The following is a 14,548-nucleotide window of genomic DNA, read 5'->3' as shown; positions in this document are numbered from 1 at the left end:
AATAGTCATGATAATAGGGCCTTCTGATTAGAAGGCCCTATTATCAATGATTTTTATCCTCGTGACGACACTATCTACGGCTACGATCCGGAAAAAGCCAAAGCGCTGCTGAAACAGGCCGGGCTGGAAAACGGCTTTGAAACCACCCTGTGGTCGATGCCGGTACAGCGTCCGTATAACCCGAACTCACGTCGCATTGCGGAGATGATCCAGAGCGACTGGGCAAAAGTGGGCGTAAAAGCGAAGATTGTTTCCTGGGAGTGGGGCGAATACCTGGCCGGGATGCGTCGCGGCGAGCATGACACCGCGCTCTTCGGCTGGATGTCAGATAACGGCGACCCGGACAACTTTGCCGATACCCTGTTAGGCTGCGGCAGCGTGAAAAGTGGTTCTAATGCCGCGCGCTGGTGTGATAAAGCGTATGATGGCCCGGTACAGCAGGCCAAACTGACCAGCGACCCGGCCAAACGTGCCGAGCTTTATGGTCAGGCGCAGGAGGTCTTCTATCAGCAGGCGCCCTGGATTGCGTTGGCGAACGGGAAAACCTTCTATGCCACACGTAGCAACGTTACCGGCTATAGCGTCAGTTTGATGGGCAGTGATTTTTCAAAAGCAAAACTGAATTAACAGAGGTAGGCATGTCACATCTGGATGAGGTAATCGCCCGCGTGGACGAAACCATTGCGCAAAGCGTAATTGCAAACATGAACGAACTGCTGGTTGCACTGAGCGACGATGCAGCGCTGAGCCGGGAAGAGCGGTACACCCAGCAACAGCGCCTGCGTCAGGCGATCGCGCACAATGGTCGCCAACATAAAGAAGATTTAGAAGCGCGACGCGAACAGCTCATTAAGGGTGGCACTATCCTGTAAATCAGAACTGGCGTCTGGCAACCAGCCAGGCGCCAATCACCAGCAGCACCGCACCGCATACCGGGCCAATCAAGGCCTTGAGGGCAACGCCCTGGCTTCTGACCACATCCATCACCAGACCCCCAATCAATTGACTGGCCACCAGCACCGCAATGGTTGTCGCTGCGCCCACATACTGATATCCGCTGATGCTGGCAAAGACAAAAAACGAACCGAGCAGACCAGGGATCAGCGTCCACCAGCGAACCGTTGCCAGCAGTTCACTAAAGCCTGCCAGGCCGTGTTTCACCAACAAGATACTGACAAACAGAACGATCCCCACCAGCGAGTTCAGCAACATCGCGATCAGGATAGTGGACGACGATTGGGTGATGCGCACCATAAGGGTGTTTTGCACCACCAGACCAATACCGGCAGCAACCAGGAAGCAGAGGGTAAGCGTCTGGTTCATCAGATGGCGTCCGGATCCTGGCGCTGATCGAGCTGCAACTGCATAAAGGTCAGATCCAGCCAGCGGCCAAATTTGGTACCCACCTGCGGCATCTGTGCGGTTACGGTAAAGCCCAGTTTGTCGTGCAAATGAATTGAGGCATGGTTTTGCGATTCAATCCCCGCCACCATCACATGCTTGCCAATGCGTTTGGCTTCGCTAATCAGCCGCGCCATAAGCTCCTGACCGATTTTTTTGCCCTGGTGATCCGGATGAACATAGACAGAGTGCTCGACCGTGTGGCGGAAGCCATCGAACGCGCGCCAGTCGCCAAAGGATGCATATCCGGTGACAACGTCACCTTCTTCACTCACCAGCACCGGATAGCCGAGCAGGGCGCGTGCCTCAAACCAGGCAATGCGGTTATCCACATCAACCGTTTTGTCATTCCAGATGGCGGCAGTGTGTACGACCGCGTGATTGTAGATTTCTGCAATTGCCGCGCAATCGTCTTTGCTGGCGTAACGAATATTCATGGTTGAACCTCAGTGGTTGTTCACTATAGTATTACGACATGAATACTATCACAGACAACATAAATCAACGGATCAGTGCGCGAATTCGCGTTGAACGTGAATCGAGGGGCTGGTCGCTCAGCGAACTGGCCGAGCGAGCCGGGGTTTCCCGCGCCATGATCCACAAGATTGAACGCGGGGAAAGCAGCCCCACGGCGACGCTGCTTGCCCGGTTGTCAGGAGCATTCGGCATTAGCATGTCAACCCTGATTGCTCGCGCCGAGATGCAGGAAGGCAAACTGCTGCGTTTCGTCGATCAGCCCGTCTGGCGCGACCCGCAGACGCACTATTTGCGCCGGCATATTTCGCCACGCAGCGATCTGCCCATCGATCTGGTGCAAATCGACTTGCCCGCAGGCAGCAACATCCCGATGCCTGCATCCTCTTACGCGCTGGCCCGGCAGTTAATCTGGCTACAGGAAGGGGAACTGGTGTTTATGGAAGGCGATACGCGTCATGAAATGAAAGCGGGGGACTGCCTGGAACTCGGGCCGCCCAACAACTGTCGTTTCATCAATGAAAGCGACGCTTCCTGCCGTTATCTCGTGGTTCGCCTCAATCCAGGCAGCTCATAATGCATATGCATCTCCTGTTTTCCACGACTAGTATCAATAGAACTTTTCATGGGAACAGGAGAGCAACATGAAACAACAACCTCAACGTAACCGCCGCTGGGTACTGGCATCAAGGCCGAAGGGTGCACCTGGTGTGGATAATTTTCGCCTTGAAGACGATGCCGTCGCCACCCCAGGCGAAGGCCAGGTTCTGCTCCGTACCGTCTACCTTTCACTCGATCCCTATATGCGCGGGCGGATGAGCGACGCGCCGTCTTACAGTCCGCCGGTACCAATTGATGGCGTCATGTGCGGCGCAACTGTTAGCCGTGTTATGCGCTCACATCATAGCGATTTTCGTGAGGGTGACTGGGTGCTGGGCTACAGCGGCTGGCAGGACTACGAGATTTCCGGCGGCGAAGGGCTGGTAAAGCTAAGTGAAAATCCTGAACACCCGTCATGGGCGCTGGGCGTACTCGGTATGCCGGGTTTTACTGCCAATATGGGGTTGCTGGATATCGGACAACCCAAAGCGGGAGAGATGCTGGTCGTGGCCGCTGCCACGGGGCCGGTGGGCGCAACAGTAGGCCAGATTGGTAAACTGAAAGGCTGCCGGGTGGTGGGCGTTGCCGGAGGCAGTGAGAAATGTCGCCATGCGGTGGACGTTCTCGGTTTTGATATGTGCCTCGATCATCACGCCAGTGATTTTGCTGAACAACTGGCGAAAGCCTGCCCGCAGGGTATCGATATTTATTTCGAGAATGTAGGCGGTAAGGTATTTGATGCAGTGTTGCCATTATTGAATACCTCGGCACGAATTCCGTTGTGCGGGTTGATCAGCGGTTATAATGCAACGTCTTTGCCGGACGGTCCGGATCGCGTTCCGTTATTAATGGCAACGCTTTTGAAAAAAAGAATTCGTTTACAAGGCTTTATTATTAGCCAGGATTATGGTCACCGAATTAACGAATTCCAGGGTGACATGTCACAATGGGTGAAAGAGGGCAAAATCCATTATCGTGAGCAAATCACTGACGAGCTTGAAAGTGCGCCTGAGGCGTTTATCGGTTTACTTGACGGAAAAAACTTCGGCAAAGTTGTGATTCGCGTTGGGGCAAACGACTAAAAATGGTGGTGACGGTGAAAACCGTCATCATAATTCGTGCAAAATTTTTAAAAACGTCTTTAATTATACAAGCATAAGGAATCGACGACCTTATCGGTAACGGTTCCTGGTAGTTGTGCATAACAAATAATTTTTTGTTCTAACTTTACGCGTCAATCCAATACCAGGCATGCTAATACATAATATATCCTAAGGAAATTATAATTACGGACACGCTACCAGGCTGAAAACAAATAAGAATTTAGACGGGACATAATCACATGCTTGATTTGGAAAAAGCGCAACGGACGAGCCTTACTATGCAGGTAGAGGCAAGTCTGAAGAGTGCGCTTATTATTGGTGCGCTTAAACCTGGCGCTCGGCTCATCACGAAAGAAATCGCGGATCAATTAGGAACCAGTATTACTCCCGTCAGGGAAGCATTACTGCGTCTTGTTTCCGCAGGCGCACTTCATGCTACGCCTGCGCAAGCATTCCTGGTTCCGGAAGTGTGCAAGGCGCGATTCACTGAAATTAACCATATCCGCAAAAACCTTGAAGGTATGGCCGTGCGTGCAGCCAGCAAAAATATGACGGCGGGAAAAATTCATGAATTGCGTATTCTGGCACAGGCATTTAGTGAAGCTGTAAAAACTGGAAATACGGAATTGACATTGCAGTCAAATCGGGTATTCCGTTTTGCCGTTTATCATTATGCGGAAATGCCAACACTTACCGCTATTATTGAGCAATTATGGGTTCGTATTGGCCCATGCTTTAATTATCTTTATCCTTCGTCTCCGGAGTTATCACGTGGCTATGATTATGGATATTTAATATCCGCGCTGGAAAATGGCGACGAAAACGGTTGCGAAAATGCAATATGCCAGACAATTGATGATGGTGCGGTCATATTGTTAAAACAATTCAGTAGCTGAATGATAGTTTAGTATAGTAATTGTTCAGCAATGTTTGATGATTTTTTAGCGTGCTCCTCTCCAAAAATTTGGCAAAGGGGAGCATCATCATCACGTTTTTCACATCCTGCGACATCTACCCCTTAACTCCCTGTTGCGCCTGCCGATAATCCACTCGTGCTATGTGGAGCACTAACATTGATGTGATGCAAGGAGTATGGGATGTCTTTTAGCCAGGGGTTGAGAAATATTAATATCAGCAAAAAGCTGTCAGTCGGGTTCGGCATTGTGCTGTTCCTGGTTGCCATCGCGACCGTTCTGAGCGTGCTGCGGTTTAAAGAAATCCGCGATATTTACGCAAAAACCAATTTGATCTACAGCATCAATATCGAAGTTTTTCAGGCCAAGATTAACCGCCTGAAGTATCTCTATGGCGATGATAAAGCCGGTCCGATCATGTCCGACTTCGTCAAACACGCCGCTCAGCTCACCGCCAGCGCGAGTGAGATGTCATGGAATGATGAAGAGAAAGCGCTTTTGCATGCGCTGGCAGGGCATCTGGCCAACTTTGAGGCGGGCACTGCTGAAATGCAGCAGGCCACCAATGCAGTAAAGTCTGTGCGCGATAGCATGGACCAGATCGGGATCGACGACCAGCGTTCGCGCTTTAGTGCACTTATCGCCACGCCGGTGGCCGACAATGCCTTAAGCGCGCAGATTTTTGATCAGTTGATCGCCATTGGCGGCGTACGTGATGCGGCGTTAATGGTGCGCTTTAGCCCAACCAAAGAAACGCGCGATATTCTCGACGACCGTTTCAGCAAAGCGCAGACCGCGGTACAGACGCTTTCGGGTCAGCTTCCGCAAGAGCTGGTAACACCGCTGCAGACGCTGTGGGGGGAAACCACCCGCTATCACGACCTGAGCGTGAACTATTTTACCGCCGTACAGGCAATCAAAACGGCGGAAGATAAGGTCAAAGTCGCCGGGGATGACAGCAGCGCCGACATCAAGAAATTGATTGCGCGAGTCAAAACCTATAACGATGCTCTGGCAGACAACTCCAGTACCACGGCGGCCATTATCGGCATTATCGCCATTCTGATTGGCGTGATTGTCTCCTGGTGGATTATTCGCCAGATTACCCGTCCTGTTGTGCATAACCTGGAGCTGGCAGAGCGTATTGCCAACGGCGATCTCAGCTCGCAGATCACCGCCCAGAGTGATGATGAACTGGGTAAACTCACCGCCGCGATGGGCCGTATGAATACCCGCCTGCGCGAAATGATTTTTGACGTACGCAACAGCGTGTCGCAGGTTTCTCGTGCGGCAACCGAAATCGCCGAAGGCAATACCGATCTCTCTTCCCGTACTGAACAACAGGCAGCCGCCGTCGTGCAAACTGCGGCCAGTATGGAAGAGCTGACCGCGACGGTGAAAAACAACGCCGACAACGCGCGTAACGCCAGCAGTCTTGCTGCGCAGGCATCCCGCACCGCCAGCGAAGGCGGCAACGTGATGCGTGAAGTAGTGAAAACGATGAGCGATATCCACAACAGCTCAAACAAAATTGCCGACATTACGGCGGTCATTAACAGCATTGCCTTCCAGACCAACATTCTGGCACTGAACGCCGCGGTAGAAGCCGCGCGTGCGGGCGAGCAGGGTCGTGGTTTTGCGGTGGTGGCCAGTGAAGTACGTAACCTGTCTCAGCGCAGTTCCCAGGCCGCGAAGGATATCGAACAGCTGATTAGCGAGTCGGTTTCGCGCATCAATACCGGGAGTGAACTGGTGGCGAAAGCCGGGGAAACGATGGGCCAGGTGGTGCAGTCGGTCACCCGTGTGAATGACATCATGGGCGAAATCTCTTCTGCATCGGAAGAGCAGAGCCGCGGGATTGAGCAAATTGCCCGTGCGGTAGGTGAGCTGGACAGTACCACACAGCAAAACGCCGCGCTGGTAAGCGAATCGTCAACCGCAGCGGGTTCACTGGAAGAGCAGGCGTTACGCCTGGAGCAACTGGTTGCCACGTTCCGTCTGGAGGCGGGGGCCGCATCGATGAAAGCCTCGACGCCTGCCAAACCGCAACCGCCGGTATTCTCGCCGCGCAAACCGGCTGAGACAACCAGCGACGACGGCTGGACAACGTTCTAAATAAATCCGTTCTGATACGACAGGCGCCCTCTCTGTAAAAGGAGAGGGCGTCTGCTTATTCAACGTCCATCACTCAAAGCGATAAGCAACCGACAAGCCCACGCCGTAGTTGCGTCCCGGTGCCGGTTCGTAATAACGACCATTCGATTCATTCACAATCACCGAGCCGACATACGAACGGTCAAACAGGTTATCCACGCGCCCGAAAACATCCATCATCCAGTTACCGTAGCCAAATTTATAGCCGGTATTGAGGCCGACCACCGTCCAGGACGGCGCCGTTGCCGTGTTTTCGTCATTGGCGGCGATATCGCTCATATAACGCACATCCGCGCCCGCATACCAGCCTTGCTCAGGAATATAGCCCAGTGAGGCAAAGCCCATATTGCGCGCGATCCCGGGAATACGGTTACCGTTACAACTGCTATCGCCGCAAACGTCGCTGCGGTAGGTGGCGTCAAGATAGGTCCACGCCAGTTTTGCCCGCCAGTTTCCGGCGAATTGCTGATCGAGTGCCAACTCCGCCCCCTGACGACGCGTCTTACCGGCGTTTTATAGGTTGTGCGCCCGCCGCTGCTGGTATCGGTGACAATTTCATTGTCGGTATCGGTCCGGAACAATGCCGCACTTAACAGACCGTAGCCGACGCGGGTTTTGCTGCCGATCTCAACGGTGTCGTTTGTTGATGGTTTAAGGGCGAAATTGAGCCCGCTTTGTCCGTCCGAACGGTACGAAAGCTCGTTGATGGTGGGGGTTTCAAAACCACGGCCAGCGGCGGCATACAGATTCCAGCTATCGGTCACTGCGTACTTGAGTGACCCGGCTGGCAGCCATTTGTGATAGCTGGCGTCACCGCTGTCATCGCCGTTGGTTGCCGTGATGTAATGGTCGTTTGAATCAAACCAGACTGAGCTGTAGCGCAGGCCTGCATCCAGCGACAGTTTGTCGGTCAGTTGCCAACTGGTTTGCACGTACGGGTCGACGTTCCACATCAGATTGCGCTCGTTACGGCGCAAGTTGCCCTCGCGGCCATAGTCCGGTGCGCCATTGACCATGACAAAGTTTTCATAGCCTTTGCGCTGCTCTGTCATGGTTTCGTAATTCAGCCCGCTGGTTACCGTCACCGGGATCAGCAGTTCACCGCGATGGGTCCAGCGAGTATCGATCCCCTGATAATGGCGAGTCAGGTCGATAACGCCCCCGGCATGTTGCGGATTCAACTGCGGCGCGCGGGGAATTGACTGGAACTGGGTGGTTTCGCGCTCGCCGGCATACATCATCACGCTGAGATCGTCCTTCGCGCTGAGCTGGCGCTCGTAACGCAATCCGGCCTGCGTCTGTTTAACCGTTTTGCGCGTGTCATACTACACGGCACGGGGAGACTGGCGCGGGTTATTGTGCCATTCCTCTTCAGTCAGGCCGCCGGGATCGTTCGCCTTAATGTCGACGCTATTGAAAATCAGCGTCAGCTTGCTGGCCTCGTCGATACGCACGCCCAGTTTGGCATTCGCCAGATTTTTGCGCGCACCGCTGCGATCGCGGTAGCCATGGGTGACGAAACGGGTGGAGGAGACCGTGTAATCCACATCCCCCGGCTGCGTGCCGTCGCCCACTGCACCGCTGGCTTTGGTGCCGTAGCGCCAGCTTCCGTAACTGCCGTAATAGCTGCTGGCTTCAATTTCTGTCGGCTGATGGCCCGTTTGCGTGGTGACATTCACCACACCACCAGACGCGTTGCCGTACAGAGCAGAGAAGGGGCCGCGCAGCACGTCGATACTCTCGACGCTGGTGAGGTCGATGTTGGAGGTTTGCCCTTGTCCATCCGGCATGGTGGCGGGGATCCCGTCCACATACATACGAATACCGCGCACGCCGTAGGTTGAGCGGGAACCAAAACCGCGAATTGAGAGCTGTAAATCCTGGGCGTAGTTCTGGCGGTTTTGCACCTGTAAACCGGGTACGCCGCCGAGCGATTCCGAGAGATTGATTTGCGGCGTGGCCTGACGGATATCGTCACCGTTGACGACGCTGATGGCCGCCGGGGTATCGAGTTCAGACACCGTCCGGGGTGCGGCACTGACGATCATCGTCTGTTCGCTGTCTGCTGCCATCACGACAGGCGCATAGATGACCGGGAGTAACAGCGCAGGCAACGCTGTTCGGGAAAGGGCAAAAATATTCATAAATTGACCAGAGTGGGAAACGAACCAAATGGGAACATGGCGCAATGTTAATATCTTTAACAATTCATGAAAACCATAAGGGCACATTACGTTAACGAAAAGTGTAGATAGCACAGAACGCAACGGTAAAGATAGATTTATTACTCCACATTGATTCTCATAATGATTACTATTCTCGTTCAATAAGGCAAGGCCACGATCTTGCCGCAGGAGAGCATGTGAAGCAGAAATACACTTGTTTATCAAAGGGAGTCGTCATGTCTTTACGTCATTTATCCACACCGCGTCTGCGTCGTTCACTGTTGTTAGGTTCACTGCTGCTGGCCGGGACATTCCATGCCCAGGCTGCCGAGGAAATGCTGCGCAAAGCCGTCGGTAAAGGCGCGTACGAAATGGCCTACAGCCAGCAGGAAAACGCGCTGTGGGTGGCTACCTCGCAGAGCCGTAAAACCGATAAAGGTGGCGTGGTCTACCGTCTGGATCCGGTCTCACTGGACGTGACGCTGGCTATTCACAACGATCTGAAGCCGTTTGGTGCGGCGATCAACACCAAAACGCAAACTCTGTGGTTTGGTAACACCACCAACAGCGCGGTGACGGCAATCGACGCGAAAACGGGCGATGTGAAAGGGCGCCTGGTACTTGATGACCGCCAACGTAGCGAAACCGTGCGTCCGCTGCAGCCGCGTGAGCTGGTGGTGGATGAAACCACCAACACCGTTTACATCAGCGGTATTGGCAAAGAGAGCGTGATTTGGGCGGTCGATGGCGACACGCTGAAGCTGAAATCCACCATTGCCGACACCGGTAAATTCAGCACCGGTCTGGCGATCGATGCCGCAGCGAAGCGTCTGTTCGTGACCAACGGTGACGGCGAATTACTGACCATCGACACTGCGACCAATAAAGTTCTGTCGCGCAAAAAACTGCAGGATGACGGCAAAGAGCACTTCTATCTGAACCTGAGTCTGGACACCGCAGGCCACCGCGCCTTTATTACCGACTCCAAAGAGCCTGAGGTTCTGGTCGTTGATCTGCGTGATGGCAAAGTGCTGCAAAAAGTGGCCGCGCCGGAGTCTCTGGCCGTGCTGTTTAACCCGACGCGCAACGAAGCCTACGTGACCCATCGTCAGGCGGGCAAGGTCAGCGTTATTGACGGTAAAACCTATAAAGTGGTGAAAACCTTCGATACGCCAACCCATCCGAACAGCCTGGCGCTCTCTGCCGACGGCAAAACGCTGTTTGTCAGCGTGAAACAGGCGTCAAGCAAAGAGAAAGAAGCAACCCAACCGGATGACGTGATCCGCATCGCCCTGTAATCACGGCCATAAAAAAAGCCAGCCGGTGGAATGCCTGGCTGGCTTTTTAATTATCTAAACGTCAGTTTACTTTGCGGTTTCTTCCACAAGCTCAGCAGGTGTGGTGCTTTCACCCACCACAGGTGCGGTGCTGTGAATCTCCGCGACGCGTTTACGTACGCCGAACCAGCCGAGAATCAGCAGAACAACCAGCAGCGGGATACAGCCAATGGTCAGGGTGCCGTTCGGGTAATCGAACGCCATCAGAACCAGAACGGTGAACAGGAACAGCAGGGTCAGCCAGGAGGTGAAAGGCGCACCCGGCATTTTGAAGCTCACTTCCGCCGCTTTGCCTTCATTGATAGCTTTACGCAGACGCATCTGACACAGCACGATAAAGGCCCAGGACGCGATGATACCCACTGATGCCTGGTTCAGAACGATTTCAAACGCCTGCGCCGGAACCAGATAGTTCAGGAACACGCCGACAACGTACACCGCCAGGGTCGCAAGGATACCCGCGTACGGTACGTGCTGTTTGCTCATTTTGGACATGAACTTCGGTGCGGAACCGCCCATCGACATGGAACGCAGGATACGGCCCGTGCAGTACAAGCCGGAGTTCAGGCTCGACAGCGCAGCGGTCAGGACCACGATGTTCATCACATCGCCCATGTACGGCACGCCCAGTTTGGAGAAGAAGGTCACGAACGGACTCTGACCCGGCTGGTAGGCCATCCACGGCAGCAGCAGAACCAGCAGTACCACGGAACCGACATAGAACAGGCCGATACGCCAGATAACGCTGTTGATCGCTTTCGGTACGGTTTTTTCCGGGTCTTTACATTCACCGGCTGCGGTACCAACAAACTCGATAGACGCAAAGGCGAAGACCACGCCCTGGATCAGCACCAGTGCAGGCAGCAGACCATGCGGGAAGAAACCGCCATTATCGGTGATCAGGTGGAAACCGGTCGTGTTGCCGTCAAGCGGTTTACCGGAACCGAGGAAAATGGTCCCGACAACCAGGAAGGCAACAATCGCCAGTACTTTCACCAGTGCGAACCAGAATTCCATTTCGGCGAACCATTTAACGCCGATCATGTTCATGGTTCCGACGATGGCCAGCGCGCCGAGGGCAAAGACCCACTGCGGCACATCGCCAAACGCACCCCAATAATGCATATATAACGCAACGGCAGTGATATCCACGATACCGGTCATTGCCCAGTTGACGAAATACATCCAACCGGCAACGTAGGCCGCTTTTTCACCCATAAATTCACGGGCATAAGAGACGAAGCTGCCGCTGGAAGGGCGGTGTAATACCAGCTCACCCAGTGCACGCAGAATAAAGAAGGAGAAAATACCGCAGACCAGATAAACGATAGCCAGTGACGGCCCCGCCATCTGCAGACGCGCTCCCGCGCCTAAGAATAACCCTGTCCCAATTGCCCCGCCGATGGCGATCATTTGCACCTGGCGGTTGCCCATCGCTTTGTTATAACCCTCTTCGTGAGAGTTTAACCAGCGTCGTTTCGCGGCCTGATGATCCGCCGCGTTATTGTTGGTTGTTTTCATTACGTTACCCGTTGACCTGTCTGAACCTTTTTAAATTCCTCGACCCCGCGGAGCGAATAGACAATCGTTTGCTCGTTTGGGAAAGCGTTCTGCCTTTTCAATCATTCTACGTATGAATAAGGCACAACATGGCGGAGCATCCTACCCGCATTTTTTGGGCGACGCAAAACATACGAGACGAAAAAACGATGACTATTAGTTGAAATTGTGACGCCAGCAGCGGCTAACAGTTTAACCGATTCAGTATGGCGAAAAAGGCGGCAGAAATGACTAAACATGCAGTAAGATAATGTGATATTGACGGTCTGATTCAGTACATCGTCATGTCGGCGCTTCATAAGTGTAAATAATGACCAGACACTGCCAGATGGCTTACTTTGCAAATTTTTTGCTTATTTAATGTAAATTAATTGTTTCACAACGGCGTAACCCGGTCTCAATAATGCAGACATGTTTCCCAATAAGAGCGTGCTGCATGTCTTATCGTCTGAGTTTGCTGGATAAAAGCCCGATAGCGGAAAACGAAACCGCCCACGATGCGCTGAATCGTACCTTACAGCAGGCGCAACAGGCCGAAAGCGGCGGGTTTCACCGCTTCTGGATTGCGGAACATCACAACACGGCCCAACTGGCCAGCCCATCCCCAGAATTGCTTATTGCCTGGATTGCCGGACAAACGCAGCGTATTCGCGTCGGCTCCGGTGGCGTCATGCTGCAACACTACAGCCCCTACAAAGTGGCGGAAAACTTCAACGTGCTGGCATCGCTGGCGCCGGGTCGTATCGATATCGGTATCGGCAAAGCGCCGGGTGGTTTGCCGTTATCCACCCAGGCGCTGCAGCGCGGTTTGCATCCAGAGGAGAAGGGCAGCTTTGCCGATCAGATCGGCGAACTGGATGGCTGGCTTAAAGGAACGCAGGGCACTGCCGATGCGGAATCCCTGGTCGCCACACCGCAGCCTAGGGTGCGGACAGAGGGCTTTTTACTTGGGGCGAGCCTCGAGAGCGCGCGTCTGGCGGCGAAACTCGACTGGAACTTCGTTTTTGCTGCCCATCTGAATGGCGACAAAACATTGTTGCGTGACGTTGTCACTGAATGGCGAACACTCAGTCAGCGAGAGGTGATTGTCGCCGTGCAGGTAATCGTTGCCGCCACGCAAAGCGAGGCCGCTCATCTGGCGCAGCAGGTGGAAATCTGGGGCGTTGAGCTGGAAAACGGCCAGCGGGTGAGTATCTCCAGCGAAGCGCAGGCACAGGCTTTTGCGCGTCAGGCAGGTAGCCCGGCGGTGCGTATCTTCCGCCGGGAACCGTCGCTGATTAAAGGCACTGCCGATAGTGTACTGGCCGGGCTGGATACACTGGCCGCCGAGTTTGGCGTGGACGAGTTTATTCTTGATAATCCGCTGGTTGACCCTGTTGCGCGTATCGCATCACTGCGCCTGCTAAGCGATGCCTGGCAGCAGACCACGGTGGCACAGGAGGTGGCGCAATGCATTTTGCTCAACAGCTGATTGACTGGCGCCGCGAGTTACACCAGTACCCGGAATTGTCGTTGCAGGAGTTCGAAACCAGCCGCCGGGTGCGCCACTGGCTGGAAAATGCCGGGCTGCGTTTAGTGCTCACCACCTTGCCAACAGGCGTGGTGGCGGAAGTGGGCAGCGGCGACAAAATCATTGCCCTGCGTGCCGACATCGATGCGCTGCCAATAGAAGAGGCGGTCGACGTCCCCTACGCCTCGCGCAATAAAGGGGTGATGCACGCCTGCGGTCATGATGTTCATACCAGCGTGATGCTCGGTGCAGCGCTGCTACTGAAAGCGAAAGAATCTGAGCTGGCTGGGCGCGTGCGTTTGATTTTCCAGCCTGCGGAAGAAAATTTCGGCGGGGCAAAACGGTTGATTCAGGCGGGTGCGCTGAACGGCGTCGACGCCATTTTTGGGATGCACAATGAACCCGGTCTGCCCGTGGGTACATTCGCCACGCGCGGCGGCCCGTTTTATGCCAACGTCGATCGCTTTGTGTTGCAGGTCGGTGGCAAAGGGGCGCACGCCGCGCGTCCCCATGAAGGCAACGACGCTATCCTGCTCGCCAGCCAGCTTGTGGTCGCGCTGCAAAGCATCGCCAGCCGCAATGTGGACACCCTGGATTCAGTGGTACTGAGCGTGACCCGGATGCAGGGTGGTAATACCTGGAATGTGCTGCCGGAACAGGTCGAACTGGAAGGTACGCTGCGAACCCACCGCAGTGAAGTGCGTGAAAAAGTGAAAGCGCGCGTCAATGATATCGCCGCTGGCCTGGCCCGCGCCTTTGATGCCGGGATCACCGTACGCTGGTTTGAAGGCCCATCGGCACTGGTCAACAATGAACGCTGGGCGGCCTTTACCCGTGATGTTGCCGACTGGCACGGGTATAACACGCAGCTCGCGCAATTACATATGGGCGGGGAAGATTTTGCCGTCTATCTCGAGCATATTCCTGGCGCGTTTGTCAGCATCGGCAGCGCCAGTGAATACGGTTTGCATCACCCGTCGTTTAATCCCGACGAAGCGTTAATAGAAGACGCGGCGCGCTATTTCGCGCTGCTGGCGGAAAAAGCCTTACTCCAGCCATAACGGAAAAAAAGACAGCCTGGGGCATCAGCTCCGGGTGATCTGTTGCCTGAAAATGAGGATGGAATATGTCACAAGCTCGACAACTGCGCCTGGGCACCATATTACACGGCGCATCCGGAAATATGTCCGCGTGGCGACACCCGGCGGCGAAGGCAGATGCCAGTATTAATTTTGCCTTTGTTCAGGAAACCGCGTTAAGGAAGGTGCGATTTAATCGGTGGGGTTCAGTGGAGTCCTTAGCTGTATTAGCCTTACCTTAGCTGAGCTGT

Annotated in this window: 11 protein-coding genes and 3 pseudogenes; 10 read left to right on the top strand and 4 right to left on the bottom strand. The window is 54.2% G+C overall.

Translation table 11 applies throughout. The features are described from left to right. Nucleotides 1-72: 72 nt before the first annotated feature. Both ACSZPU_RS16935 and ACSZPU_RS16930 read left to right on the top strand, forming a co-directional pair. Nucleotides 73-627: pseudogene (locus tag ACSZPU_RS16935) on the top strand (ABC transporter substrate-binding protein); the annotation flags it as partial. An 11-nt stretch (nucleotides 628-638) separates the two neighbouring features. Then, entirely contained in the window at nucleotides 639-872 is a 234-nt protein-coding gene (locus tag ACSZPU_RS16930; RefSeq protein ID WP_499001095.1) for a DUF2526 family protein, read from the top strand. Between the two features lies 1 nt (nucleotide 873). Here ACSZPU_RS16930 and ACSZPU_RS16925 read toward each other — a convergent pair whose 3' ends face one another. After that, nucleotides 874-1,323 (bottom strand): DMT family transporter, encoded by a 450-nt coding sequence (locus ACSZPU_RS16925; protein WP_499001092.1) that lies wholly within the window; start codon nucleotides 1,321-1,323, stop codon nucleotides 874-876. Continuing rightward, nucleotides 1,323-1,838 carry a GNAT family N-acetyltransferase gene (locus tag ACSZPU_RS16920; RefSeq protein WP_499001090.1) on the bottom strand — a complete coding sequence of 172 codons (516 nt, stop codon included), beginning with the start codon at nucleotides 1,836-1,838 and terminating at the stop codon, nucleotides 1,323-1,325. The genes ACSZPU_RS16925 and ACSZPU_RS16920 overlap by 1 nt, the downstream gene beginning before the upstream one ends. A 38-nt stretch (nucleotides 1,839-1,876) precedes the next feature. On the opposite strand from ACSZPU_RS16920, the gene ACSZPU_RS16915 reads away from it, so the two are divergent. The 4 genes from ACSZPU_RS16915 (at nucleotide 1,877) to ACSZPU_RS16900 (ending at nucleotide 6,607) form a co-directional block, all read left to right on the top strand. After that, on the top strand, nucleotides 1,877-2,452 hold the full coding sequence (locus tag ACSZPU_RS16915) for a helix-turn-helix domain-containing protein (protein ID WP_499001087.1): 576 nt from the start codon (nucleotides 1,877-1,879) through the stop codon (nucleotides 2,450-2,452). A 67-nt stretch (nucleotides 2,453-2,519) separates the two neighbouring features. Beyond that, on the top strand, nucleotides 2,520-3,557 hold the full coding sequence (gene curA, locus ACSZPU_RS16910) for an NADPH-dependent curcumin/dihydrocurcumin reductase (protein WP_499001085.1): 1,038 nt from the start codon (nucleotides 2,520-2,522) through the stop codon (nucleotides 3,555-3,557). A gap of 260 nt (nucleotides 3,558-3,817) precedes the next feature. Continuing rightward, the gene (locus ACSZPU_RS16905) at nucleotides 3,818-4,474 is read left to right on the top strand and encodes a GntR family transcriptional regulator (protein ID WP_499001083.1); all 657 of its coding nucleotides are present in this window, start codon (nucleotides 3,818-3,820) and stop codon (nucleotides 4,472-4,474) included. A gap of 201 nt (nucleotides 4,475-4,675) precedes the next feature. Next, nucleotides 4,676-6,607, top strand: a complete 1,932-nt coding sequence (locus ACSZPU_RS16900; protein ID WP_499001080.1) for a methyl-accepting chemotaxis protein — start codon at nucleotides 4,676-4,678, stop codon at nucleotides 6,605-6,607. A 69-nt stretch (nucleotides 6,608-6,676) separates the two neighbouring features. On the opposite strand, the pseudogene pqqU reads toward ACSZPU_RS16900, so the two are convergent. Further along, a pseudogene (gene pqqU / locus ACSZPU_RS16895) lies at nucleotides 6,677-8,790 on the bottom strand (TonB-dependent receptor PqqU). 257 nt (nucleotides 8,791-9,047) lie between these two features. On the opposite strand from pqqU, the gene yncE reads away from it, so the two are divergent. Continuing rightward, entirely contained in the window at nucleotides 9,048-10,109 is a 1,062-nt protein-coding gene (yncE, locus tag ACSZPU_RS16890; RefSeq protein ID WP_499001079.1) for a 7-bladed beta-propeller protein YncE, read from the top strand. 66 nt (nucleotides 10,110-10,175) lie between these two features. On the opposite strand, the gene ansP is transcribed toward yncE, so the two are convergent. Continuing rightward, entirely contained in the window at nucleotides 10,176-11,669 is a 1,494-nt protein-coding gene (gene ansP / locus ACSZPU_RS16885) for an L-asparagine permease (RefSeq protein ID WP_499001076.1), read from the bottom strand. A 475-nt stretch (nucleotides 11,670-12,144) separates the two neighbouring features. On the opposite strand from ansP, the gene ACSZPU_RS16880 reads away from it, so the two are divergent. The 3 genes and pseudogenes from ACSZPU_RS16880 to ACSZPU_RS16870 all read left to right on the top strand — a co-directional run. Then, nucleotides 12,145-13,179: an MsnO8 family LLM class oxidoreductase gene (locus ACSZPU_RS16880; RefSeq protein WP_499001074.1), complete on the top strand. Its 1,035-nt coding sequence runs from the start codon at nucleotides 12,145-12,147 to the stop codon at nucleotides 13,177-13,179. Then, complete coding sequence (locus ACSZPU_RS16875; protein ID WP_499001072.1) at nucleotides 13,158-14,279, top strand: amidohydrolase; 1,122 nt, start codon at nucleotides 13,158-13,160, stop codon at nucleotides 14,277-14,279. Before ACSZPU_RS16880 ends, ACSZPU_RS16875 begins: the two co-directional genes overlap by 22 nt. Before the next feature lie 65 nt (nucleotides 14,280-14,344). After that, a pseudogene (locus ACSZPU_RS16870) lies at nucleotides 14,345-14,479 on the top strand (LLM class flavin-dependent oxidoreductase); the annotation flags it as partial. Nucleotides 14,480-14,548 lie beyond the last annotated feature (69 nt).

This window comes from Phytobacter sp. V69, assembly GCF_965644215.1.
Taxonomy (GTDB): Bacteria; Pseudomonadota; Gammaproteobacteria; order Enterobacterales; family Enterobacteriaceae; genus Phytobacter.
This window is presented reverse-complemented; position numbering and strand designations above follow the sequence as displayed.